At 63.6% G+C, this 25368-nt stretch carries 18 protein-coding genes; 6 read left to right on the top strand and 12 right to left on the bottom strand.

What is annotated here, in order from left to right:
* Positions 1 to 520 precede the first annotated feature (520 nt).
* Positions 521 to 2422, top strand: coding sequence for a sigma-54-dependent Fis family transcriptional regulator (locus tag ACCD07_RS30365; protein WP_413449483.1), 1902 nt, complete (start codon positions 521 to 523; stop codon positions 2420 to 2422).
* Positions 2423 to 2441: 19 nt separating this feature from the next.
* On the opposite strand, the gene ACCD07_RS30360 is transcribed toward ACCD07_RS30365, so the two are convergent.
* From ACCD07_RS30360 to ACCD07_RS30330, 7 genes are all read right to left on the bottom strand, one after another.
* Positions 2442 to 3422, bottom strand: coding sequence for an FAD:protein FMN transferase (locus ACCD07_RS30360; RefSeq protein ID WP_413449482.1), 981 nt, complete (start codon positions 3420 to 3422; stop codon positions 2442 to 2444).
* Positions 3419 to 5554 (bottom strand): 4Fe-4S binding protein, encoded by a 2136-nt coding sequence (locus ACCD07_RS30355; RefSeq protein ID WP_413449481.1) that lies wholly within the window; start codon positions 5552 to 5554, stop codon positions 3419 to 3421. Before ACCD07_RS30355 ends, ACCD07_RS30360 begins: the two co-directional genes overlap by 4 nt.
* An 11-nt stretch (positions 5555 to 5565) precedes the next feature.
* Positions 5566 to 6720 (bottom strand): porin, encoded by a 1155-nt coding sequence (locus ACCD07_RS30350; protein ID WP_176656029.1) that lies wholly within the window; start codon positions 6718 to 6720, stop codon positions 5566 to 5568.
* Positions 6721 to 6923: 203 nt separating this feature from the next.
* Positions 6924 to 8666 (bottom strand): PQQ-dependent methanol/ethanol family dehydrogenase, encoded by a 1743-nt coding sequence (locus tag ACCD07_RS30345; protein ID WP_176656028.1) that lies wholly within the window; start codon positions 8664 to 8666, stop codon positions 6924 to 6926.
* A 46-nt stretch (positions 8667 to 8712) separates the two neighbouring features.
* Positions 8713 to 9084: a DUF779 domain-containing protein gene (locus ACCD07_RS30340; protein ID WP_353405527.1), complete on the bottom strand. Its 372-nt coding sequence runs from the start codon at positions 9082 to 9084 to the stop codon at positions 8713 to 8715.
* A 2-nt stretch (positions 9085 to 9086) separates the two neighbouring features.
* Positions 9087 to 10607: an aldehyde dehydrogenase gene (adh, locus tag ACCD07_RS30335; RefSeq protein WP_176656026.1), complete on the bottom strand. Its 1521-nt coding sequence runs from the start codon at positions 10605 to 10607 to the stop codon at positions 9087 to 9089.
* A 198-nt stretch (positions 10608 to 10805) separates the two neighbouring features.
* Positions 10806 to 11747, bottom strand: coding sequence for a beta-propeller fold lactonase family protein (locus tag ACCD07_RS30330; RefSeq protein ID WP_413449480.1), 942 nt, complete (start codon positions 11745 to 11747; stop codon positions 10806 to 10808).
* A 116-nt stretch (positions 11748 to 11863) separates the two neighbouring features.
* Here ACCD07_RS30330 and ACCD07_RS30325 point away from each other — a divergent pair, with 116 nt between their 5' ends.
* A complete protein-coding gene (locus tag ACCD07_RS30325) occupies positions 11864 to 13978 on the top strand; it encodes a TonB-dependent receptor family protein (protein ID WP_413449479.1) in 2115 nt (704 codons plus the stop codon).
* A gap of 6 nt (positions 13979 to 13984) precedes the next feature.
* On the opposite strand, the gene ACCD07_RS30320 is transcribed toward ACCD07_RS30325, so the two are convergent.
* The 5 genes from ACCD07_RS30320 to ACCD07_RS30300 all read right to left on the bottom strand — a co-directional run bounded on the left by ACCD07_RS30320 (position 13985) and on the right by ACCD07_RS30300 (position 20274).
* Entirely contained in the window at positions 13985 to 16204 is a 2220-nt protein-coding gene (locus ACCD07_RS30320) for a TonB-dependent receptor (protein WP_413449478.1), read from the bottom strand.
* Positions 16201 to 17031 carry a substrate-binding periplasmic protein gene (locus ACCD07_RS30315; protein WP_413449477.1) on the bottom strand — a complete coding sequence of 277 codons (831 nt, stop codon included), beginning with the start codon at positions 17029 to 17031 and terminating at the stop codon, positions 16201 to 16203. The genes ACCD07_RS30320 and ACCD07_RS30315 overlap by 4 nt, the downstream gene beginning before the upstream one ends.
* Positions 17032 to 17045: 14 nt before the next feature.
* On the bottom strand, positions 17046 to 17522 hold the full coding sequence (pedF, locus tag ACCD07_RS30310) for a cytochrome c-550 PedF (protein WP_176656023.1): 477 nt from the start codon (positions 17520 to 17522) through the stop codon (positions 17046 to 17048).
* A 134-nt stretch (positions 17523 to 17656) separates the two neighbouring features.
* Positions 17657 to 19081: a hypothetical protein gene (locus tag ACCD07_RS30305; protein WP_413449476.1), complete on the bottom strand. Its 1425-nt coding sequence runs from the start codon at positions 19079 to 19081 to the stop codon at positions 17657 to 17659.
* A 2-nt stretch (positions 19082 to 19083) separates the two neighbouring features.
* Positions 19084 to 20274, bottom strand: a complete 1191-nt coding sequence (locus ACCD07_RS30300; protein WP_413449475.1) for an SPFH domain-containing protein — start codon at positions 20272 to 20274, stop codon at positions 19084 to 19086.
* 194 nt (positions 20275 to 20468) lie between these two features.
* On the opposite strand from ACCD07_RS30300, the gene ACCD07_RS30295 reads away from it, so the two are divergent.
* The 4 genes from ACCD07_RS30295 to ACCD07_RS30280 all read left to right on the top strand — a co-directional run bounded on the left by ACCD07_RS30295 (position 20469) and on the right by ACCD07_RS30280 (position 25204).
* A complete protein-coding gene (locus tag ACCD07_RS30295; RefSeq protein ID WP_413449474.1) occupies positions 20469 to 21161 on the top strand; it encodes a response regulator transcription factor in 693 nt (230 codons plus the stop codon).
* Positions 21162 to 21163: 2 nt separating this feature from the next.
* A complete protein-coding gene (locus ACCD07_RS30290; protein ID WP_413449473.1) occupies positions 21164 to 23248 on the top strand; it encodes a sensor histidine kinase in 2085 nt (694 codons plus the stop codon).
* Between the two features lie 16 nt (positions 23249 to 23264).
* Positions 23265 to 24545, top strand: a complete 1281-nt coding sequence (locus ACCD07_RS30285) for a GMC family oxidoreductase N-terminal domain-containing protein (protein WP_413449472.1) — start codon at positions 23265 to 23267, stop codon at positions 24543 to 24545.
* A gap of 140 nt (positions 24546 to 24685) precedes the next feature.
* Positions 24686 to 25204, top strand: a complete 519-nt coding sequence (locus ACCD07_RS30280) for an outer membrane beta-barrel protein (protein ID WP_413449471.1) — start codon at positions 24686 to 24688, stop codon at positions 25202 to 25204.
* Positions 25205 to 25368 lie beyond the last annotated feature (164 nt).

Raw genomic sequence — 25368 nt, 5'->3', positions numbered from 1 at the left:
CACTATTTTCATAGCGCCTATTTCATTACTTCTTGTGAACATTTGATATTTTTTAAGTTTCACGAAACCCGAAGGTTCCGTGTGCACTTCCATCAAACGTCCACACTTATCGACTGTTAATTTTTAAAGAACTTTGTTTGGTACTGCCTGCTGAAGAAGCGTTGTGTCCGTCAGCGAAGAAGAAAGAGTATGAAGCGTTTAGATCGTTTCGTCAACCCCTTCTACATTCTCGTTTCACTCTGCATTTACATGCGTTGTTCTGCGAGGGGGCGAACTATAGCAAAGTCCTGATCGAACTGCCAAGATTTATTTTCGCTGGCACCGCGTTTGCTTATAAACCGTACAGCAACGGTATAGCACCAAGCTTTTGCTCACATTCTGCACAGGTGCTACATTATGGAACACCCTTGCAGGGAAAACAGAGCCGATAACGGCCGCCGGAGACATAGAGACCATTATGGAACGCCAGACTGCTCCAAATCTGAACAGCCCGCCTGCAAGCGAGTCGTGGGCCGACAACATGCCCATCATTATAGAAACGTCACATCAGCGATCGCAGGAATATGGATTGCGCCCCGAGTCGCCGCCGGAATATGCCCCGTTGGCGCGCAACGACCTGTCGCTACTGATAGAACAGAACCGCCTGCTGCATGCGCACGCCATTCCGGCGATGGAGACGCTATACCAGCAAATCGTCAACACGCACAATATGGTGATCCTGACCGACGCCCAGGGCGTGATCGTCCACTCGCTGGGCGACGACGACTTCCTGGAAAAGGCCAGCCGCGTTGCCCTGCAACCCGGCGTCGCCTGGTCTGAGCAGAGCCGCGGCACCAATGCCATCGGCACCGCCATCGCCGAACGTACGCCGGCGATAGTCCATGCGGACCAGCACTACCTCGCAGCCAACCATTTTCTCACCTGCTCGGCCGCGCCCATCGCCGACCACCTGGGTAACGTGATCGGCGTGCTCGATGTCTCCGGCGACAAGCGCAGCTATCACAAGCACACCATGGCGCTGGTACGCATGTCCGCGCTGATGATCGAAAACCAGCTGTTCTCAGCCACCTTTGAAGACGCCATCACGCTGCACTTCCACACGCGGCCGGAGTTTATCGGCACGCTGATGGAGGGCATTGCCTCCTTCAGTCCGGGCGGACGCTTCCTGGCTGCCAACCGCAACGGCCTGTTCCAGCTTGGATTGCCGTTCGCCGCGCTGCAATCGCACACGTTCAGTTCCTTGTTCGGCTTGCCGGTATCGGCGCTGTACGATCACTACCGCACTGCGGCGCCCGGCCTGCTAAACCTGTGCATGCACAACGGCGTACGCGTGTATGGCCGCGCGCAACTGCGCCTGACCAACAACGTCTTCCAGCAATCGCTGTCGACGGAGCGCACGGCACAGCCGGTGCTGGCTGCCGTCGCCGCCAACCAGGCTGCCGCCCAGGCGCGTCGCCTGTCCGGCCTGCGCTACCTGCGCACCGGCGATCAGCAACTGGAACTGGTGATTGAAAAAGTCACCCGCGTGCTGGGACGCGACATCCCCATCATGATCATGGGCGAGACGGGAACCGGCAAGGAACTGCTGGCGCAGGCGATCCACAACGACTCGCCGCGCGCGATGAGCCCTTTCGTGGCTGTGAACTGTGCCTCGATTCCGGAGACGCTGATCGAATCCGAATTGTTCGGCTACGAGGACGGCGCCTTCACCGGCGCACGCAAGAAAGGAGCCGTCGGCAAGATCCTGCAAGCCAACGGCGGCACACTGTTCCTCGACGAAATCGGCGACATGCCTTTCAGCCTGCAGGCGCGCCTTCTGCGCGTGCTGCAGGAACGCATGGTCACGCCGCTGGGCAGCGACAAATCCATACCGGTCAACGTCGAGCTGATTTGCGCCACCAACCACAATCTGCGCGACCGCATCGCCAAGGGGCTGTTCCGCGAGGACCTTTACTATCGCCTCAACGGCCTGGTGGTCAAGCTGCCGCCGCTGCGCGAACGCACCGACCTTGAGCCGGTGGTCAAGAAAATCCTGGCGACGGAATCCAACAACGGCCGTTATCACGTCTCCGACGAAATCCTGAGCCTGTTCCGCCGACACCGCTGGCCCGGCAACTTCCGCCAGTTGACCAACCTGCTGCGCACCGCCATCGTGATGGCCGGCGACGAACACGAGATCGGCCTGCGGCACATGCCCGACGACTTCCTCGACGATATCGAACAAACGCAGACAAGCGACTGCGGGCCGGGCGACAGTGCCGGCACCGCGCGCATGGTCGCCAGCGGCGCCAACCTGGAAGAAATGGAACAATCGGTCATCCTCAAGTCGCTGGAGGCGCATGGCGGCAACGTCTCGGCGACCGCGCGCGCGCTCGGCGTTTCGCGCAATACGATCTATCGCAAGGTGCCCAGTCTGAAGTAGCGGAGCGCACATCGCCGCCTCAGGCTTCGGAAGGAAATCCGGCCGAGCGCCGTTCCCGCCCCTGCTTATCGATCACCATCAAATCCACCGCTGGCAGCCGCGCAGCCAAAGCGTGCGCCCGCTCCCACCCCATCACCATGAAAGCGGTCGATAAACCGTCCGCCAACAGGGAGGTTGGCGCCAGCACGGTCACACTGGCCAGTTCGTCCGGCGAGTCGCCCAGCGACGGATCGAAGATATGATGGTGCCGGTAATCCGGCGTAAACGTGCACTCATAGTCCCCGGACGTGGCGACACTGCAGCCCTGTGCATACAACGTGGCGGCCAGCGCATCGGCGTCGCGCGGGTCGCGTATGCCCAGTATCCACGGCCGGCGCCTCGGCTTCCGCCCGCGCGCGACGAATTCTCCGGTGTCGAGCAGCGCATCGCGCACGCCGTGCGCCTGCACCGCCGCCAGCGCCTGGTCGGCGGCATAGCCTTGCGCCAGGCCGTTCAAGGTCAACGCCATGTCCGGCTTGCGGAACCTGACGATATCCTTGTCGAACTCGAGCTGCCGCCAGTCGACCAGCGCCTGCGCGCGCCGGCGCTCCGCATCACGCGGCAGTCCACCGCGTGCCGCCGCCTGCGAATAAAGCCGCCACAAGGGCTGCACCGTCACATCGAAGGCGCCGCCGCTCATCCCGGACAGCGCGGCCGCCTGTGCCAGCACCTCCAGCAAGCGCGGATCGGGATGCACCAGCGCGCCATCGCGATTGAGCTGGTACACCTGGCTGTCGGAGCGATAGATGCTCATCAGCCGGTCGATCTGCTGGGCCGCGCGCAAGCCATCCTCAATCGCGCGTGCCGCGAGCCCGGCGTCGGCATGCACCACTGAAATCGAAATGGTGGTGCCGAAGGCCAGCCCCGCGCCGTGGTGCAGTGTCTCCCCGCCCGGCCATATGCAACCGGTCACGCCAGCAATCGATCCGACGGCGCTGGCGATAAAGGTACGTCGTTTCATGGACTGCTCCTTGCGGCGGCTTGAATTGAAATGGTGCGATGGCGCTTGAGCTCCAGTATGCGCAGAGCGCACTGCTCATCGCTTGCATAAATCACGACGCAGTCCATGCACTGGAAGCACTCTTCATAATCCACCTTTCCCGATGGCGCGATCGCCTGGTAGTCGCAGCGGTGGCGGCAGGTTTGGCAAGGCGCGCCGCATTCGGCATGGCGCGGTATCCAATCCAGCACGCGGAATCTGCCCATCAGTGCCAGTGACGCGCCAAAGGGACACAGATAACGGCAAAAGAATTTGTAGACGAAGCAGCCAGCCAGCAGCAGACCAATCGCATATGCGACATAAGGCCAGCTTCGCACGAAGTTGAGCGTAATGACGGTCTTGAACGGCTCCAGCTCCACCAGCTTGTCCGTGAGTTCGCTGGAAAAGAAAGCGCTGGCGACGATGCCCGTCAGCGCCACATATTTGATGCGTTTGAGCCGTGCATCCAATCTTGGCCTGATGCGCAACTGAGGTATGCGCATCCACCGTGCAAGCTTGCCCGTCAGCTCCTGCAGCGCGCCGAAGGGACACAGCCAGCCGCAAAATGTGCCGCGCCCCCACAGCAGCAACGACACAGCCACAAACACCCACAGGCCAACCGTCATCGGATCGAACAGCAGGAACTCCAGGCTGCGCTGCGCCATCAATGCCTGGATCACGCCGGTGACGTTGACGATGGAAAGCTGCCCCTGCGCGTAGTAGCCTATGAAGCAGGCCGTGAATATCAGGTAAGCGCGTCGGAACCAGTCGAAGCGCGCGGCGTGGGCAGTCAGGCGTTTCTGCATCGCCAGCGCGGCGCCTAGTACCAGCAGGCCAACCGCCAGCGCGGCCAGTTCCCAGCGCCGGCCGCGCCAAACACCCTTCCAAGATGTGCCGCTGTCCTCGGACGCGATCAGCAGTCCAGCCGGTAGTTGATAGCGTATCGTCAGCTCGCGAGTGATGCGTTCCGGGTAGACGATGCCCTTGTTGCGAGTGATGGGCAGTGCCAGCTCTAACGGCGAACCGGGGTCCAGGCCGGCCTGGCTGATCACACGGAAGATGGTCACACTGTCGGCCGCCAGCGGCGCGGCCAGCTTCACGTCCAGATCCAGGTCGCGCATATCGATGGGCAGCTTGTCCTGCCGTAGCAGGAGACGGTCCGGCACGCTGCCGCGCACGAAATCGTCGCCGGTCACGCTGTAGCGACCGGACGACATGACGATCAGTGCATGGTCGCCCTCCTCCAGGCGTCCTTGCAGCTTACCCCAGCCGGACGGCGTCAGCAGGTTGCGCCCTATCGACGGTACCGATACGCAGGCCACGTACACATCGATAAAGCTATCTTCCGGATGCGCCAACGCCTCCCTATCGAGGCCGCTGCCGGCGCTGCCGGCAAACAGCTGCTCGACCTCGCGATTGCTGACACGCAAGCGTTGAACCAGTCCTTCGCGCAGCATCCGCGCCAGGTCCATCGGCTCGTACACATCCTGGCGCACGCGCGCGATCTGGTCCGGATCGCGACCGCCGCCAAAGCCCAGCTTCTTGCGCGCGACCCTGAGCGCCGCCGCCAGCACGCTCTGATTAATGATGCGCACCGAGGCCGTGGCTTTGGACACGCCGTCGATGTAGGCATGCGCGGCATCCGGATGACGGGCACGCCGACCGCTGGTCTCGATGCTGATATTCTGCTTCAGCGACAAATCTTTGTATTGTTTGACAAACTGGTACAGCGGCGCCTCGCCCAGGCCATCGAGAAACACCGGCTCGTGGTGCGACAGCACCTCGACCCCGATAAAACCTCCCTTGGGATCGATGGCCACCAGCAAATTGAGCGGCACGCCCGAGAAGCCAGGGATGGGCGCCAGATCGATCGACTCGAAAACATAGCCCGCCAGCTCGGTGGCCGTGGCATTTTGCCGGAACAGCGGCCACGCCGGTAGCTCGGCGTCGCGCTCGCCCACCATCATCGGCGCCGGAAAGCGTCGCGTGATCTCGGCTCGCGTCAGCACGCCGGCCTGCGCCGGCGTGGCGCCGAGCACCAGCGCCAGCAGGCCGGCGAGCAGGCAAAGGATGCCGGCAAGCGCGCGCCAACGGGCCGCGCGCCTATGGTTCAACGTCTCATTCATCAGAAGAAGATGATGCCGCCCAACGAGCCGCCGTTCATCTTGCCTTCGCCACCGGCGAAGCCTTTGGAACGGGTCTGGCCGATCTCACCGACCAGCGTGATCGCGTTCGTCAGCGAGTAGTACAGGCCACAGGTCAGGTTGGCATTGGACTTCAAGCCACCCGTGCCGGCGGTGTTGTCGTCGTTGCGGCTGATGCCGTAGCTCAGGCCCACCTTGACTTTGTCGGCTGGCTTGTAGGTGGCCTGCACAAAATAGGCCTTGGACTTGGTATCGCCCTGGTCGGCATCGGACAAGATACCCAGTCCTTTTCCACCCTGGAAGTTGGCCAGCACGCCGACCGGTCCGGCCTGATATGACGCCCCCACTTCCACGCCCGACATCGTGAAGTCCTTCACGCCCGGCGCGGTGGCGCTGAATTTCTGCGACTTGGCGCCCAGCCAACCCTTGAAGCCGTCGGCCGCGTAACTGATCTGCGCCTGGAACTGCGGGCTGGTTTTTGACGAGTACACCGGAGCTGCCACGATAGGTGTGTCCGCGACCGGGCTGACCAGCGCCGCATCAAAGCCTATGCCCGACGCCGACTTCGGTGCGCTGTAGGCGATCTGGCCATAGTAGCCCACATAGCTGTAGCCGGCGCCGATGTGGCCCAGCGTGACGCGGCCGCGCTGCGTGGCCTGTACCGGCGCACCAGCGCCGATCAGGGTCATGTCGGAGAAGATCGGGCCGGCACCGAAGATGCCGTTGTCGCGACCCAGCTTGATGGTGCCCATCTGCGCATTACCGAACGTGAAGTAGGCCTGGCGCACGTCCACACCGCTGTTGGCCGCGATGGCGCTGTCGGTGGCGGTGGCGTTGTAGATGCCGATCAGCGCCTTGACGTCGTAGTCCCCTTGCTTCGACGAGGCCGATGTCACCAGTCCGTTGGGCAGCAGGCCATTGCCGATGGTCGTACGGTTGTTCTCGCCGCCGCAACCCAGGCCTTTGCCGCCCAGCGCCAGCCCGCCGACCGCGTCCCCGCTGCAAGAGACCTGCGTGTAGTAGGCGTTGACGATGCCGCCCAGCGATACGTTCCAGTCGCCGGCCTTGAAATCGACCGCTTGCGCGCCTTGCGTTCCCGCCACGGCCAGTGCACCCAGCATGAATATTTTCTTCATTTTTATCTCCCATTATTGTTTGTGTACATCGAGCGATGTACTGCTCCTATGGCAATTTGCGTGCCCAGGTATCGCCAGAGGGAAAGCGCACCTTGCGGGAAAAGGCCTTGTGCTGAATCGGATCAATCGCAGCGTTGCACTGTTCAGAATTTGATCGAAAAAAAAAGGCGGCCGAAGCCGCCCAAAGGTTACAGGAGACAGTTCTATTTGGAAGACAGCTTGAACACCCACACCGAGCCGCCCTGCTCCAGGAAGTTGACCTTCTTCGCCACTTCGCCACCCCACAGAGGCACCGCGCCGCCCCAGCCGGAAACGACTGCGACGTACTGCGTATCGCCATCCTGCCAGGTGACCGGCGGAGCCACCACGCCGGAGCCGGTCTGGAACTTCCACAGCTCCTTGCCCGACTTGGCGTCCAGCGCTTTCAGATAGCCTTCCGGCGTACCGTAGAACACCAGGCCACCGGCGGTGGTCATCACGCCACCCCACAGCGGCGCATTGTTCTTGACCTCCCAGACGATCTTGCCGGACTTCGGATCGACGGCGCGCAACGCGCCGATATAGTCGTCAAACAGCGGCCGGATGGTGAAGCCCGCGCCCAGATAAGCGCCGCCCTTTTTGTAGCTGATCGGCTCATTCCAGATATCCATGCCCCACTCGTTGGCCGGCACATAGAACAAGCCGGTCTGCTGGCTGTACGCCATCGGCATCTGATTCTTCGCGCCGAGGAAGGCCGGTGCCGCGAACACGGTGCTGCCCTTCTTGCCCTCTTCGCCCTTTGTCGGATCGCTCGGGCGGTTGGCGGCAATGAAGTTCGGACGCCCGGTCTTGAGATCGATGCCCGATGCCCAGGTGATCTTCTTCACGAACGGGAAGGCGTTCTGCAGCTTGCCGCTGTTCGCGTCGATCACGTAGAAGAAGCCGTTGCGGTCGGCCTTGCCGCCATAGCGCTTGCCGTCCATGTCGAAGGTGACGAATTCGTTGGCGCCGTCGAAGTCCCACGAATCGTTGGGCGTGTTCTGATAGGCCCATTTGATCTGGCCGGTCTTCACGTCCAGCGCGACGGTCGAAGAAGAATAGAGATTGTCGCCCGGCCGCAGGTGGCTGTTCCATGGCGCCGGATTGCCGGTGCCGAAGTAAGCCAGGCCGGTCTTGGCGTCGTAGGTGCCGCCCATCCAGGTCGACGCGCCGCCGGTCTTCCACAGATCGCCCGGCCAGCTCTTGTTGAGCGTACCGGAGATGCCGTTCTCGGTGGCCTTGCCGTCCTTGTCGTAGCGGTAGCCCATGTGGCCTTCGACGGTCGGACGGGTCCACAGCAATTCGCCGGTCAGCGGATTGCGCGCTTCCACCCGGCCGACGATACCGAACTCGCCGCCGGACACGCCGGTCAGCAGCACGCCGTCGGCGATCAGCGGCGCCGCCGTCATCGAATAGCCGGCCGCGTAGTCGTCGACCTTTTCCTTCCAGACGATCTTGCCGGTATCCTGGTCCAGCGCCACCAGCTGCGCATCGAGCGTGCCGAAGATGACCAGGTTGCCGTACAGGGCCGCGCCGCGGTTGACCACGTCGCAGCAAGGCATGATGCCGTCCGGCAGACGATGTTCATACTTCCACAGCTTGGCGCCGGTTTTCAGATCGACCGCAAAGATGCGCGAATACGACGCGGTGACGAACATCTTGCCCTTGTAGATCAGCGGTTGTGACTCCTGGCCGCGCTGCTTCTCGCCGCCGAATGAGAACGACCAGGCCGGCACCAACTTGCCGACGGTCTTGGTGTTCACCTGGGTCAGCGGCGAATAGCGCTGGCCTTCCGAGCCTATGCCGAAGGACAGCACGCTGTCGGTGCTGCTGGCTGCGTTCTTGAGCATGGCCGTGGTGACGTCGGCCGCCTGTGCCAGCGACAGGATCGAAATCCCCACCAGCGATGCGATGACTTTTTTATGCACAATCTTCTCCAATTATTATGGTTTTGGTTTTTGCTTCGGTGTGCTGCTATGCCGGCGGATGCAACAGCGCCAGCTCTTCGTCGCTGAACAGGCGCGAACGGGTCAGGAAGCGCCTGCCCGTGCCGTTATCGAGCGAGAACATGCCGCCGTTTCCCACGACGACGTCGATGATCAGCTGGGTGTGCTCCCAGTACTCGAACTGCTCGCGCCCCATGTAGAACGGCGTCCCGTCCAGATTGCCGAGGTAGACGTCGGTGTCGCTGACGTCGAACTCCCCCGCCGGGTAGCACATCGGCGCGCTGCCGTCGCAGCAGCCGCCGGACTGGAAGAACATCAGCGGCCCATGCCGGCGGCGCAGGGCGGCGATCATGTCGAGCGCCGCCGGAGTTGCCGTGACGCGGGCGATGACGTGGTTCATGATCAGAAGAAGCCCAGCGCGTTCGGGCTGTAGCTGACCAGCAGGTTCTTGGTCTGCTGGTAGTGGTCCAGCATCATCTTGTGGTTCTCGCGCCCGATGCCCGACTGCTTGTAGCCGCCGAACGCGGCGTGGGCCGGATACAGGTGGTAGCAATTGGTCCAGACGCGGCCGGCCTGGATGGCGCGACCGACACGGAAGGCACGCGAGCCGTCGCGCGTCCACAGGCCGGCGCCCAGGCCGTACAAAGTGTCGTTGGCGATGCGCAGCGCATCCGCTTCGTCCTTGAAGGTGGTCACCGACACCACCGGTCCGAAGATCTCCTCCTGGAAGATACGCATCGAGTTGTCGCCCTTGAACACGGTCGGACGCACATAGTAGCCATCCTTCATGTCGCCGCCCTGGACGTTGCGCCCGCCGCCCGCCAGCAGCTGTGCGCCCTCCTGCTTGCCGATGTCGATGTACGACAGGATCTTTTCCAGCTGCTCCTGCGAGGCCTGCGCGCCCAGCATGGTGCTGGCGTCCAGCGGATTGCCCTGCTTGATCGCCGCCACGCGGGCCAGCGCGCGCTCGATGAATTTTTCGTAGATCGATTCCTGGATCAGCACGCGCGAGGGGCAGGTGCACACCTCGCCCTGGTTCAGCGCGAACATGGCGAAGCCTTCGAGGCATTTGTCAAAGAAGGCGTCGTCGGCGTCCATCACATCCTCGAAGAAGATGTTCGGCGATTTTCCGCCCAGTTCCAGCGTGACAGGAATCAGGTTCTGTGCGGCGTACTGCATGATCAGGCGCCCGGTTCCGGTCTCGCCGGTGAAGGCGATCTTGGCGATGCGCTTGTTGGACGCCAGCGGCTTGCCGGCCTCCAGGCCGTAGCCATTCACCACATTCAGCACGCCCGGCGGCAGCAGGTCGCCGATCACTTCCAGCAGCACCATGATCGAGGCGGGCGTCTGCTCGGCGGGCTTGAGCACCACGCAGTTACCGGCAGCCAGCGCGGGCGCCAGCTTCCACACCGCCATCAGGATGGGGAAGTTCCACGGAATGATCTGGCCGACCACGCCGAGCGGCTCATGGAAATGGTAGGCATAGGTTTCGGCGTCGATCTGTGCCACCGAGCCTTCCTGGGCCCGGATGCAGCCGGCGAAGTAGCGGAAATGGTCGATCGCCAGCGGAATATCGGCGGCGGTGGTTTCGCGAATAGGCTTGCCGTTGTCGATGGTTTCAGCGGTGGCGATCAGCGCCAGGTTGGCTTCCATGCGGTCGGCGATCTTGTTGAGGATGTTGGCGCGCTCGGTCTGCGAGGTCTTGCCCCAGGCATCCTTGGCGGCGTGGGCGGCATCCAGCGCCAGCTCGACATCCTCGGCGGTGGAACGCGCCACTTCGCAGAATACCTGGCCGGTGATCGGCGTGACGTTGCCGAAGTATTCGCCCTTGACCGGCGCGACGAACTTGCCGCCGATGTAGTTGTCATAGCGTTGTTTGAATGGATTGGCAACGCCCAGTTTGCTGATGTCTGCGAGATTCATGTCGTCCTCTTTCTGCTGTGGTTATGAGGCCGCTGTAAAGCGTAGCGGCTGTGGGTACTGCGCCCTCTCCTTTTCGCAAGCACCGTGCCAGCACCGTTCATACAGGGGAATACCGTGCGGCGAGGGTGCTACGGCCTGTCGCGGCCGTGTGACAACTGTTCATCTTTGGAACAGGTGTGTGCCGATGGAGCAGCGGGATCAGCGGATCACCACACCCCAAGGCAGCTCGCCGACGGCAATGTCCGGCTGCTTGACGGCGCCGGCCGTATCGATGACGGAAACACTGTTCGAGCGGCCGTTGGCCACGTACAGCCTGGCGCCGTCCGGCGTCAGCGCCATGTTCCAGGGCCGCTTGCCGACGGCGACGGTGGCCACTACGGCATTGGTGGCGGTGTCGATCGCCATCACGCTGGCATCGATACCGTTCGAGACGTAGACCATGCGGCCGTTCGGATGCACCGCGATGCCGTTGGCGTTCCTGCCGGCGGGGATGCGCGCTACCGCCGCCAAGGTCGCCATGTCGACCACATACACGGCGTTGGCCAGCTCGCAGGCCACATAGGCGCGGGCGCCGTCCGGACTGAAACCCATGCCGCGCGGGCGCAGGCCGACGGCGACGGAGCCGCTCTGGCGCCGCGCCGCGACATCGATCACGTCGACCTGCTCCGCCTCCTCGGCGCTGACCAGCAGCCAGCGTCCGTCCGGGCTGAACACGGCGTGCTCGGGATTCTTGCCCCGCACAGGAATATCGGCCAGCACCTCGCCGCTGCGGGCGTCGATCAGCGTGACGCTATTGCTTTCCTCGACCGCCACGGCGACATAGCGACCGTCCGCCGACGCGCCCACGCCCTCCGGCGACTTGCCAAGTGCGATGCTGTGCACCACGGCGCCGCTGGTGGTATCGATCATCAGCAGCGCGTTGCTGGCGGCATCGGTCACGAACAAGCGCGTGCCCGCCGGATCGGCGGCGATACCGCGCGGCCGCCTGCCGGCGGCAATCTGGCGCAGCACTTTATCGGTGGACGTATCGATCACGCTGACGGTTCCTGATTTTTCATTCGGCACGTAGGCCAGAGGCGCTGCCCATGCCGGGCCGGCCAGCAGGAGGAGCAAAGATGGAAGGATGCGGGAGCTGTTCATGGAGTCACCTTTCAGAAAATACCCATACCGTTGCAATCGCCATGCCACGCATAAAAACCGGATGGCAGGTATATTGCTTACTGGTCCGATATAACACTGACCAAAACGGAGACAACATGAAGCAATCCCTTTTCCCCTTGAATGCGGTGGCGGCGCTGTTCGCCCTTGGCAGCGGCGCCATGGCCGCCGAGGAAGCCGGCGTTCCGCCTGACGTGGTGGTGGTCAGCGCCACCCGCGTAGGCCACACCGTGTTCGACATGCCCGCCGCGATCGACGTGATCGACGCCGCGCGGATCCGCGACGGCCAGGCGCGCGTCAACGCCAGCGAGGCGTTGGCGGCGGTGCCCGGCCTGGTAGCGCAAAACCGCCAGAACTATGCCCAGGACCTGCAGATATCCTCACGCGGCTTCGGTGCCCGCTCGGCGTTCGGGGTGCGCGGCGTGCGGCTGATCGCCGACGGCATCCCGGCCAGCATGCCGGATGGCCAAGGCCAGGCCGCCACCTTCAATCTCGACATGGCCGAACGCATCGAGGTATTGCGCGGGCCGTTTTCCGCCATCTACGGCAACCACTCCGGCGGTGTGATCCAGCTGTTCACACGCGAGGGCGAAGGCGCGCCATCGGTTGAAACCACGCTCACGGCAGGCAGCTATGGCAGCCGCAAGGCCGACCTGAACGCCCAAGGCAAGCAGGCCGGCGTCGGCTATGTGCTGGACGCCTCGCGCTTCGAGACCGACGGCTACCGCGCACACAGCGCCGCCACCCGCGACCAGGCCTACGCCAAACTGACGCTGGCGCCGGTGGAAGGCGCCACCTTGGCCATCGTCGCCAATGCGCTGCGCCAGGACGACACCCAGGACGCGCTGGGCGTCACTTGGGCCACCTACCAGCGTGATCCGCGCGCCGGCGAGATCGACACCACCGACACGCAAACGCCGAAACGCACGCTGGCAGACCGCTACAACACCCGCAAGAGCATCGACCATCAGCAGATCGGCGCCAGCTGGGAGCAGCGATTCGGCGAAGACCGTATGCGCGTCACCGCTTACGGCGGCAATCGCGGCGTGATCCAGTACCAGGCGTTCTCCAAGGCCTTCCAGGCGCCCGCCACACACTCCGGCGGCGTAGTCGATTTCGACCGCGATTTCTACGGCACGGACCTGAACTGGCTGCACGTCGGCCAACTGGCGGGCGGCAAGCTCAGTACCACCGTCGGTGTTGAGTACGGCCGCTCCAGCGACGCGCGCAAAGGCTATGAAAACTTCATCGGCACACAGTTCGGTGTCAAGGGCGCGCTGCGGCGCGACGAGAACGATGAAGTGACCAACCTCGATCCTTACGTACAAGCCGAGTGGGAAGCCGGCGCGTGGATGCTGAGTGCGGGCCTGCGCCACAGCAGCGTGAAGATTTCCGTTGACGACCACTTCCTCGGCAATGGCAACGACAGCGGCAACCTCGATTACAGCCACACCACACCGGTACTGGGATTGCTGTACAAGCTGACGCCAGGGCTGAACGTGTACGCCAGCGCCGCACGCGGCTTCGAGACGCCGACGCTCAATGAGCTGTTCTACTCAGGCACCGGCGGCGGCTTCAACTTCCGTCTGCAACCGGCGCAAAGCACCCACCTGGAAGCCGGCATCAAGGCTCGCCTGGGCGAGCAGACCCGCATCAACGCAGCGGTGTTCCAGGTCCGTACCCGCGACGAACTGGTGGTCGACAACAGCAACGGCGGCCGCACCAGCTACCGCAACGCCGGCCGCACGCTGCGTCAGGGGATGGAGCTGTCGCTTGACAGCTCCTGGCGCTATGGCCTGAGCACGCGCATGGCGCTGACGAGCCTGCGCGCCGTCTACGACCAGGGCTTCGGCACGGTGCAGGAAGGCAGCCGCCTGCCGGGCGTGCCGAATGCGAACGCCTACGGCGAACTGGCTTGGAAAGACGGCGCGGACCGTTTCGGCGCCGCGCTGGAGGCGGTCGCCAGCAGCAGGATCTATGCGGAAGACGCCAACGCCGACAAACCGGCGCCTGGCTATGGCGTGCTCAATGCGCGTGTCAACGCCAGCCAGCAATGGCAAGGCTGGCGCTTCAAGCAGTTCGTGCGTTGGAACAATCTGCTGGACAGGCAGTACGTCGGTTCGCTGATCGTCGGCGACACCAACAAGCGCTATTACGAGGCAGCGCCTGGGCGCAATTGGCTGCTGGGCGCGAGCGCCCAGTATCAATTCTAAACGGTTCTAGAAGCGATAACGCAGTCCGGCCGCCACCGAACGTGGCGCGCCGGGTGCGACAAAGCGAGCTTGATCCGCCTCGCCGCCAGGCTGCAGCAGCGCGCCGTTTGGGAACATGTCGGTCGCGACCGCGCCAAAGCTTTCGTAGCGCCGGTTGGCCAGGTTGGTCACGCGCGCGTACCATTCCCATTTCGGCGCGGGCTGGTAGCTGGCGTGCACGCCAAGTAACGCATGTCCGCGTATGCGCCAGTCAGTCCCTTGCGGCGCAGCCTTGCCGTCCTCATTGCCCTGGGTGCTCATGTCCGACATCGCCATGATGTCCGCGCCCAGCGTCAACGCCTGCGCCGGACTCCACTCCACACCCAGCTTGAAGGTATGACGAGGCAGTCCCGCCAGACGGGTTCCGGGCGTGACGTGGACATTGCGAACGCCGGTAAACAGGTCGCCTTCCGCATCGTAGGCTGCATCCAGATAACTGTAGCTCAGGCGCGCGGACCACGGACCGTAACGACGGCTGGCGCTCACGTCGGCGCCCTGATGGCGCGTGCGTTCGAAGTTGGAAAAGTAGCCCTGCTGCGCCAACGCCGCGCTGCGGAACAGGATATCGTCATGATTCACGGTGCGGTAAACCGACACCGCCGCCATGTCGCCGCGCGCGCCCTGCCAGCGACCGCCGGCTTCCGCAGTGCGCGACACCACCTGCTTCAAATAGGGATCCGATTGCAGGCCGACAGGCAGGCGACATGGCTGCGCAGGATCGGCGCAACCGAGTTCGATCACCGTCGGTACCCGGTTGCTCTGCGACAGATTGACGAACAGCGTCCAGCCGGCCCCCATGCCGCGCGCAAGACCGATGGCGGGATTGAGCTTGCGGTAGCTGAAGGTCTCGCGCGGCTGCGGCTCCTCGTCGCGGCGCAACTGGTTGCTGACGCTGGCCTGGTTGTAGCGCGCCGACGTGGTCAACCAGGTGCTGTTCGCCACGGCCCAGGTGTCGGCCGCGTACAGGCCGGCAGCGCGTGAACGGCCGTCGACAGATGATCCAGCCTGGCGCTCCTGGCTGGCATCCATGATGACCGAACGGTCGTCGGCAAAGTTGGCCTCCTGCTCATACTGCACAAAATCCACGCTGCTGCGGTCGAAGCTCAGGCCCATCGCCAGCTGGTGGGCGCCTGCGTTCCTGCTGAAGTGGGCGCTGAAGCCCTGGCTGTTCTGCCGGGTCTCGGTGGTGTTGTAGGAAGCGGGATACCGGCTCTCGCCTTCAACGTAGTTGTCGTTGATGTCGCCGTTGACGGTACTGCGGCGGCTGTTGCGCGCGTAGAGCGACATTGCCAGCTCGGTGCCTTCGTCAAAGCGGTGCGTCATGCCGAGAACAATCTGGTGCAGGCGGTTGCGTGTCTCGTCGGGCGAGGTATAGACGGCGCGGCGGTTCTCCTGATACAGGCCATCAGGCAGCAGGCCGTTTCCTATCAGCCGGCTGCGGGCTGCCAGCAGGGCTATGCTCCAGTCGTTGTCGCCCGCGACGCCCGCCAACTTGCCGTAGATATTCCCCAGCCGGCCATCGGATTGGTCGCGCCAGCCCTTGTCATTGAAGGCCGTGCCGGCGATGAAAGCGTTCCAGCGTTCGCCGCTGTCGTATCCGTAGACCAGGTCCGCGCGGCGCTGGCCATTGCCGGTGGCCGATATGCCGGCATCCAGGCCAGGATGGCTCCTGCCGGATTTACTGGTCAGCACCAGCGCACCGCCCAATGTATTGAGTCCATACAGCGGGTTCGACCCCGGCGCCAGCATCACGCTGCCGACCGCCGCCTCCGGCAGCATGTCCCAGTTGACGACATCGCCGAACGGTTCGTTGACGCGCACGCCGTCAAGATAGACCGAGATGCCTTGCGATGCGCCCAGCACCGGCGACGCGCGGAAGCCGCGATAGGTGATGTCGTTCTGGAACGGGCTGCCGGAGATCTCGTTGACGTTCACGCCGGTCAGACTGCGCGCCATGAATTCGCCGATATTCTGGCCGGCGGATGCGCCCACCTCGTGTGCATTCGCCGTCTGCACCTGATAGGGCAATTGGTTCCGGTCCACACCCAGCCCAGGCAACGGCGCGACACCGACGATATCCACCGACAGCATGGAGCTTGCCGGGTAGGCCGGCGACGCCCCCTCGGCCGCCATCGCTCCGCCCCACGCAAGCAGTATCCCACTCGCGACAGCGCAGCGGCGCATCATGGTGTCTGCTCATGCACGCCATATTTGGCAAATATGGCTTTCAACTCGCCGCTTGCCTTCATTTCGTTGACAGCGGCCTGCAGGAGTTTCGCCACGTCCTGGTCATCCTTGCGTACCGCCATGCCGACTGCCCAACCGGCGCGAGGCAGACGCTGGAAAGCGACTTCATTCAACGGGAAGGCCGCATCGTCGCGAAACACCGCATCGATTTCCGAGCGGTTGGCCAGCACGGCGTCGAGCTGTCCGGCCTTCAGCTGCTCCAGCGCTTCGGCCGCCGTGTCGAAGATACGCACCTTGTCGCGAAAGCGCCCGTTCCCCTCGCCCAGCAGCACCATCGCCGCGATGGAGACCTTTTCAACGCCTATCGTCTTGCCGGCCAGCGCGTCGATGCCGTCGAAGGTCGGCATGCTGCTCGCGCTGCGTACCAGCCGCACGGTCTCGACGTGGTAGGGCGCGAAGATGGTGACCTTGGCGTTCTCGTTCATCAGTTGCGGCTCGACCGGCACATGCAGCATTACGTCGGCCGGGCCGTAACCCAGATAGTGGCCTTTCCATACCATGTTGCGCAGATCATCACCGAGGTTTTCGCCGGCGGGAAAAGGCAGCAGGCTCAGTTTGAGCCCCAGTTTGGCGGCCAGCGCCTGCGCCACATCCACATCGATGCCGGCGCTGCGATCTGAAAACGGCGCGAACTGGTCGTAGACCGCCACCTTGAGCGATCCAGATTGCCTTATCTTGTCCCAGTCCGCATGTGCGGGAGCGACGGCGCCCATCAGCGCGACGACGAGCGGAATCAGCGCGGCGGCGCGCAGTCGAATACTCGGCATGATCTGCTCCTCGCTTATTTGGCGTCGTCGCGGCGGGCTTCCAGGTAGGTCTTGATGGCCCACATGGCCTCCTGGTTGAACACGCCCTCAAACGGTGGCATGTAGACGGCGCCATTACGCACTTTGCCGTGCCGGATCGAGGTCAGATAGTAGTTGTCGGTCTCCTTGTAGCAGGCCTTCTTCTTGTTCTCGTTCTTGACGTCGGTGCAATCGCGGTCCAGCTGGCGCAGATCGGGTGCGATGCCGCCGGTGACCGCTTCCAGGCCATGGCAGCGCGCGCAGTTCTGGTTGTAGGCCGACGAACCGATCTTCAACGCCAGCTTGTTGCCGCGATAGGGATTCTGTTCCAGCCACTTGTCGCCGAGCGGCGTCAGGCCGGTGGTGTCCACCGCTTGCGGCACCACGTTGCCGTGAGCGGTGGCATACAGGGAAGTCGTGGCCGCCGCAGCGATGACGGTCACGATGGCGAGAATGCGGAATGGATGTTGCATGATGTCTCCTTGCTGTTTTAATGAATGCGTTTTACCGAGGTACACACTCATTGAGCAAATGCCATGCCACGCGTCCGCCGCCTTGATCCATTACATAATTGCTCCAATTTGGCACAGGTGTCACAGCCGGATGTTCAACGCATGCTGACGGTCTGGCGTTTCCAGGCCGGGTCCTGCCAGCGATAGAACAGACTCAGTGATGATGGTTTATCCGCAGACTTGAGCGTGGCCAGCGTGTTGACCTCCACCAGCTCGAAGCTGCGTTTGAACTTGCCGTCAACACGGGCTTCGCGCGCCGCCAGCATGTTCTGCGTACCTGGCACCCAACCGGCGAATTCGGCGTAACCCAGATCGGGGTCGGCGGCGGCGGGCGGCAGCACATCGACCAGCCAGCCCGCGCTGGTCTGGTGGAACAGCCACATCTCACGCCAGCCATCCATCGGCTGTACCGCCAACGCCAGCGCCGTACCCTGCGCATTGGCGCGTGCCGATGCCGCCCACACAACGCCATAGCTGCAGCGGCGCGCCAGCGGATGCTGCTGATCGTGCTTGCCGTCCACCAGAGCGACGCAGGTTTCTCCTGGCTGGCCAGCAGAGGTGATCACGCGCAGGCCGGTCGGAGCCGAGGCAGACACCAGCGCCGGGGCGGTTTCCGCCGCCCAGCGTATGCTGCCGACCCGCACGCCGGCGTCGGCATAGGCGCCGGCATCGTCTTCCGTCAGTTCGGCCGGTTCAACCAGCCCCAGTTCGTCCAGCGCACGCTGCGCTGGCTGCGCCGACGGTTCGCCCTTGCGCGCCCGCGCAAACGCCACTGACGACCACACAGCGGCGCGTCTCATATGCAGGCGGTTTTTCACATGCGCCGGCAACTCCTTCAAGTCCACGCGATCCAGCACGTCGGCACGCCAGTCGTCGAACGCCGCCCGCGCACCGGGTCCCAACGCCGGATCGACGCATTCCTGGCGAGTCAATCCCAGCGCCGCCGTTGCGCGTTGCCGCGGTTCCGATTGCATCGCCAGCACGCGGCGGAATGCCTCGCCGTCGTAGCACAGCTGCATGCGTCCTTCGCGCTCGAAGCTGCGTATGCCGATGCCGTAGTTGGCCACAACTTCCAGGTGTGCGGCGATCGTGACGTCGCCTTGCTTGCCCTGTTTGGACGAGGCGCGCCGCGCCAGCCGGTCGGCCATACTGCCCAGCGCATCGAACGGTTCGGCAGTGATGGCCGCCGCCGGCGCGGCCTTCAAGTACGCCGCCGCGTAGCTGATACCCAGGGATTCCGCTCCCAGCGTGTCGCGCAGGAAGCGCACCACCGACAGCAGTTCCGGCGCATCGGCCGGCGCCAGCGACACCTTGCGCACTTGCGAGGCACGGATGTAACCAGCCCGTTCGCGGCGATGGTCGTAGACCTGCAGGAAGTCCTGCTTCTCGCCGCGAATCTCCAGGCTGTCCCCCTGCCACAGGACGGCCTGCTGCTGCGCAGTGTCCTTGGGCGAGGCGCGCAGCGCGGCCTGATCCTGCGTAACGATAGCCAGTACAACGGCAGCTGCAATGATCGCCATGATTATTGAACCTCCTTCTTGCCCAGCAACGCCGAACCGATAAAGCTGCCATCCGTTGGCGACGGAGCGATGATGACCGATACCTTGTCCGACAATTTGTCAGCCATGGTTTTCTGGATCAGCAACGGATTGCGGGTAATCAGCTCACCTTCGCGCGCCATCTGCTCGGCCGCCACCTTGCCGATGGTCTCCTGGCGATACGCCTCCGCATCGGCCAGCTTGCGGCGCGAGTTGGCCTCGCCGGTCGCCTCGATCACGCGTGCCTCGGCATTGCCCTCGGATGTCTTGATGCGCGCGGTCTTCTCGGCCTCCGCCTCCAGCTTGCGCTGCTCGATCTGCTTCTGCTTGAACGGCAGCACATGCGCCATCGCCTGCTCCTGCGCCCTCGCCGCGATGATCTGCTCATTGCCCGCCGCTTCGGCAGCCTTCTCGCGACGGATCTTGTCCGCGTCCGCCTCCAGCGCCGTCTGTTTCACCTGCTTCTCCTTCAGCTCCAGCGTATAGCGCATCTTCTCGTTTTCCAGTTCTTCCGCCAGCAGTTTCTCCATTCCCGCCTGGTACTCCTCCGGCAGCGTGATCTTGCCGATGGTGATGCCGCGTAGCGTGATGCCGTCGGCCGCCAGCTTGGGTTTGAGCTCCTCCTCGATCGCCTGCTGGATCTCCGCCCGCTTGGACGAAAAAATCTCGCGAACCGTGTAGCGGGTGAACACCTTGTAGATCACACCCTGCACCGCAGGTTCGACGATGGCGCCGTTGATATCGGGCGGCAGCGACTGCGCCATGCCGGCCACGCGGCCGGGATCAAGCGCATAACGCACCGACAAGTCCACACCCAGCGCCAAACCCTCGACCGACTGGAACGGCGCCTTGTCGCTGCGGTTCGGGCGGTAGACCTGGTCCAGCAGCGACACCTGGCGCAGCGCATGCACGCCGGGGAACATGAAGACCGCGCCATCGCGCACGGTGGTGGTGGAACCCGTCAGCTGGTTGATACGGATGCCCACATTGCCGGGTTCCAGCCTGGCCAGCGGCGGATGTGTCGCCAGCCCGTAGACGACGCCGCCGGCCGCGCACACGGCCAGCAACAGCGCGCCGCTACGGCGGAATCCGTTGGCTGCGGCGCCGGCGATCCCGCCGGCGCCACTCAAGGTATTCCGTACCGCCTGCACCATCCGTTTGATCCGCTCTGCCATGGTATTCACCTTTTCATCGTCGTTGAGTTCAGGGCCTATCCCTGAGACGCATGGTGCGCCGGATGATGCGGAAGTATCAACGCCGCCGCCGTCCAGGTATCCTCCGCCGCTGTGAAGAAATCCTCACAGCGGATTTGTGACTTTTCCGATAAAACCATGGATACTCACTCCATACACAGCAAGCGGAGCACAGCATGGCCAAAGTCGCCGTCATCGAGGACGATCTGCCTACCAGTAATCAACTACGGGCCTGGATCGAGTCGGCACGTCCGGGCATCGTCGTCGACCAATGGTTCAGCCGCGACGACGCGGAAGCGGCCATCGCCCGCGAGCGCTACGACCTGGTGGTACTCGATATCGAACTCGGTCGCGAACGCCATGCGGGCGTGGCCATCATCAACGCCATCAACAAGCGCCATACCACCCCGGTGCTGGTGGTGTCGGCGATGCCGGCTACTATTTACCGCAGCATCATGAAGGCGCTGGATGCCTGGGACTACCTGCAGAAAGCCACCTTCGAGGAGGCCGATTTCGTCGAAACCTTCCTCGAGATCCTGCGCAGCAGCAAACAGGCGGAGGCTCCGGCAGCCAGCGCCGATGAACTGAGCATGGACCCGCTGCGCCAGCGCACGCCCACCTGGCGCGGCCACCGCATCAACCTGCCGCTGACCGCGCAACGCATTCTCGCGGCGCTGTTCGCGCGGCGCGGCCAGGTGGTGTCTTACGACGAACTGTTCGAGGTGGTGAAAAGCGGGCGTAATCGCGACAACATCCGCAAGCACGTCAGTACCATCCGCGACGCCTTCCGCGAGATCGATCCTGACTTCGCCTGCATCGAGAACATCCCCATGCGCGGCTTCCGCTGGGCCGACGCGGAAAACCGCTGACCATGAACTGGCGCCGGCTCAGCCTCGTCCCGTATCGCCTGCGGCTGCTGCTGCGCGCCGCATTCGTGTTCCTGATGGCGGCCACAGTGGGTCTGGCGCTGTCCGTTGTACAGCAGGAGAAGCAGCTCAGTTACAAGAACTATCAAAGCAGCTTCCAGAAGACCCGCGTGCAGGTGGCTGCGACGCTGCGCCACCCGACCGGCCAGCTGGCGCTGCTCAATCCCCAGCCTGTGGGCAAAGGCGGCGCCCTCCATCCACTGCTACTGCCATTCGCCGCGCTCGACTTCGACGATCTGCAAAAAGTGCAGCAGGCGGTGGCGATGTCCGGCTGCCTTGCGCAGTACGGCAACAACAGCTCGCTCTGCGTCGGCATCGGCAACAATCCCTGGGCCGGCGGCTTTATCTATGTTGCCGGCACTTTCGACGGGGCCAGGCTGGTGCCGCATGTGCGCGGCGACCAGGTGGTGGACCAGGCGCACCGCGTCAGAGTCAAGGTCGCCCTGCGCGGCCAGAGCTACGAATGGATCGCTCCGTTCGAGGAAAGCGCCGAACCACAAACGCCGGCACATCGGTTCGGCGGCATGCGCGGACGCTTGACCGGCTTTGCTGCGGCCGACGTGGCGCGGGCCAAGGCACCGGCGGTCAAGGACTTCCGCGGCTGGATCTGGCAGAACCCGCGTTGCACCAACCAAGCCGCCGCCGATGACGACGCAGCCTGCACACGCAGCGCCTTCTTCTCACTGCGCCTTCCCGTAGGCGTGCTGCAGGACGCGCTGTTCGAAAAACGCCGCCCCGTCTGGCCGCCGGAGGATCTGGACCGCATCAACGTCAGCATCGCAGTGCTGCCTCCGGGCGACGGCGCGCCGCTGCTGGACAGCGGCTCCGGACCTGGCACGCCGGCTTTTTCGCTGGCGGACCTGAAGCCGATGCTGCTGCCGGGTGAGAGCCTGCAGATTCGCCGCCTCACCGACGATGGCGCTCCCGGGACAACGCTGCCGCTGCTGGTCGGCGCCGTCGATCCCGAGGATCAGTCCTGGCATTTCGTAACGACGCTGATCCGCCACCTGCCGGTGGACGCCTACGATGTCCCGCTTGAGGCAAAGGAGGTGATCGCCACGCCGGCCGGCAGCTATGAGGTGCTGCTCAAGGGCGACGTCCGCAGCGTCAGCAAGAGCCTGAGCGTGGTGGCCAGCCGGCTGGTGTGGTTTGTCGGAGCGATGCTGGCGGCGCTGATGCTGGCATGGCTGGTGATCGAGATTGGCATCATCCGCCGCATCAAAGTACTGATCAAACGGGCTGACGATGTGGGCGAGCGGGTGAAGGCGGCGCGCGGCTTTTCCGAAACCGATCTGGCCGACCTGCGCGGTGAGGATGAGCTGGGCGTGCTGGCCACCGGCCTGCACGATCTGCTGCGCCGCGTTCGCGAAGACGTCGAACGCGAGAACATCCGCGCGGAGCAGGAGCGCGACATGTGGCACGCGGTCGGCCACGAGATCATGTCGCCACTGCAGTCGTTGATGGTCCTGCACGGCAGCCCGGACGATCAGAGCCACCGCTACATCAACCGCATGCAGCAGGCGATCCGGGTGCTGTACGGGCGCGCTTCGCCGAGCGAAGCGTTCCAGTCATCGGAACTGCAGGTGACCGAGATCGACCTGACTGCCTTCCTGCAAAACGTCGCCGCCAATGCTTCGTGCGTGGGGATAGACAACGTGGTCTTCCTGGGCGAGGCCGGGCCGTTGACCGCGCGCGCGGATGAATATTCACTGGAGGATGTGGTGACCCATGTATTGCGAAACGCCGAGCGCTATCGCCTGGCCGGCAGCGCGATCACGATCACGCTGGAGGGCAGCGCCACCGGCGCGACGATCACGATCCGCAACCTGGGTCCGCAAATCGCGCAGGACATGATCGGCAAGATCTTCGAATACGGCGTGTCGGATCAAGCGGAATCGGGCGCCGATGGCAATCGCGGCCAGGGCTTGTTTGTCGCGCGGACCTATATGGCCAAGATGGGTGGTACCATCGTCGCACAGAACCTGGCCGACGGTGTCAGCTTCATCCTCAGCCTGCAACGCGGCGCCTAACGATAGCCTCAACGCCATGCCATCATCCTCGACCGAACAATTTGACACCGTCGTCGTCGGCAGCGGGCCGGGCGGAGCGAGTGTCGCGCTTGAACTGGCGCGTCGCGGCCTGCGTGTACTGATACTTGAACAAGGCAGTGCCGCCCCGCTCCGGGGAACGTTGTCGCAGATGGCCGGCATTGCAGCGGTGCCGGGAAAAGGCGCGTTTCTACATCGCGACGCCTCGCTGCTGGTCAGCGGCATCGCGGCGGGTGGCACCTCAACCATTAACTTCGCCACGGCGGCTCCGCCACCTCTTGAAATGTTCGCGACCCACGGCATCGATCTGGCTCCGGCGCTGGCATCGTTACGCGCGGAGCTGCCGATGGGCCCCTTGCCGGACACCCTGATCGGCTCCATGGCGCAACGCATCCAGCAGGGTGCGCTGGCGCAGCAGCTGGGCTGGCGCAAACTCGATAAATTGATACGGCCGCAGTCCTGCCGCACCGGGTGCTGGCGGTGCGTCTATGGATGCCCGTTCGGCGCCAAGTGGACGGCACGCGATTTTCTCGACGAGGCAATACAGCTCGGCGCGACGCTGATCGATCAAGCCAAAGTAGACAGCGTCATTGTGGAGAACCGCCGTGCGGTCGGCGTGCGTTATCGCCGCGATGGCGCATTACATCAGGCACTGGGAAGAAACATCGTACTGGCCGCCGGCGGCATCGGCAGTCCTCGTCTGCTGCACCGCTCCGGTTTGCACGCCGCAATCAGCCCCTTCTTCAGCGACCCCGTGATCGCCGTGATGGGGCAAGTGGACGACATCGACGGCGGCGCCGAGGTGCCAATGGCGGCCGGCCTGTATCTGCAGGAGGAAGGCATCGCGCTGGCCGATATGACGCTGCCGAAGCCGATGTACCAGGCCTTTGCCACCCAGGTCGGACGTGTGGATCGCTTGATGGCGCATGCGAAAACGCTGACCGTCATGGTCAAGATTCGCGACGACATCGGCGGCGGCGTCGGCCCGCACTGGGTCGATAAAACGCTGACGGCAGCCGACAGGCGCAAACTGGCGACCGGCGTGGATATGGCGCGCGGCATCTTGCGCGCGGCCGGTGCGAAGAAGATATTCAAGAGCTGGCACTTCGCCGCCCACCCAGGCGGCAGCGTGCGGATCGGCGAAGGCGTGGATCATACGCTGCGGACCAGCACCGCGAACCTCTACGTCTGCGACGCATCGGTGATCCCGCAACCGTGGGGACTGCCGCCAACGTTGACGTTGCTGTGCCTGGGCAGACGGCTGGGACAATATCTCTGAACGAAAAATAGCCCACGGCCACACCAGTTGAGGAATCAGAAAAATTGCCTTAAAAATAATTGTGCGCTAGTATGCAAGCGGCGTGGCATTGACAATTAATCAAGTGCCGTGCTCTTCGATCCCTTTTTATCAGGAACACTATGCGACATATTCTCACCGCCCTGGCCTTGCTGGCCGCAGCCCCCTCGTTCGCCGCTCCCGGCTTTGAGCCGGGCGTGTACGTGGACGTGAACGGCGGCCGTGCGTCGGTCTCGTCGAAATACGCCGACAGCAACAACGACATCTCGCTGGGCGCCGCCACCGGCTACCAGTTCACGCCCAACCTGGGATTCGAAGTCTATACCCGCAGCCTGAGCGTCAATCCCTTCCGCGGCTTCCTGGCGGAACCCGGGTATTACCCGGACTCGCACTATGGCGTCGCGCTGATGGGCACTATGCCGCTCGACGACCATTTCAGCTTCACCGGCCGCGCCGGCGTGGGCCGCACCACGATGAAGCCGACCCGCACGACCATGGAAGACCGCACGGACACCGATCCCATCGTCGGCTTCGGCGTGCGCTACGCGTTCAACCGCCACTGGTCGATCAACCTCGAAGGCAGCTACCTGACCAAGAGCGAGGTATCATTGCTGACCTTTGGTGGCCGCTACCAGTTCTGACCACTGATCCGCGAGAACTGGCGCGGTGCTGATCTTGAAAAGTTATAGACGAAAAAAAGCCCACCAAGATCACTTGGTGGGCTTTTCTATATAACTAGCCTGACGATAACCTACTTTCACACTGGTTGCAGCACTATCATCGGCGCAGAGTTGTTTCACGGTCC

Origin of the sequence: Duganella sp. Dugasp56, assembly GCF_047304105.1 — a bacterium.
In the GTDB taxonomy this organism is placed as follows: domain Bacteria; phylum Pseudomonadota; class Gammaproteobacteria; order Burkholderiales; family Burkholderiaceae_D; genus Rugamonas; species Rugamonas hordei.
The sequence above is the reverse complement of the archived record's forward strand: the minus strand, read 5'-3'. Positions and strand labels throughout refer to the sequence as shown.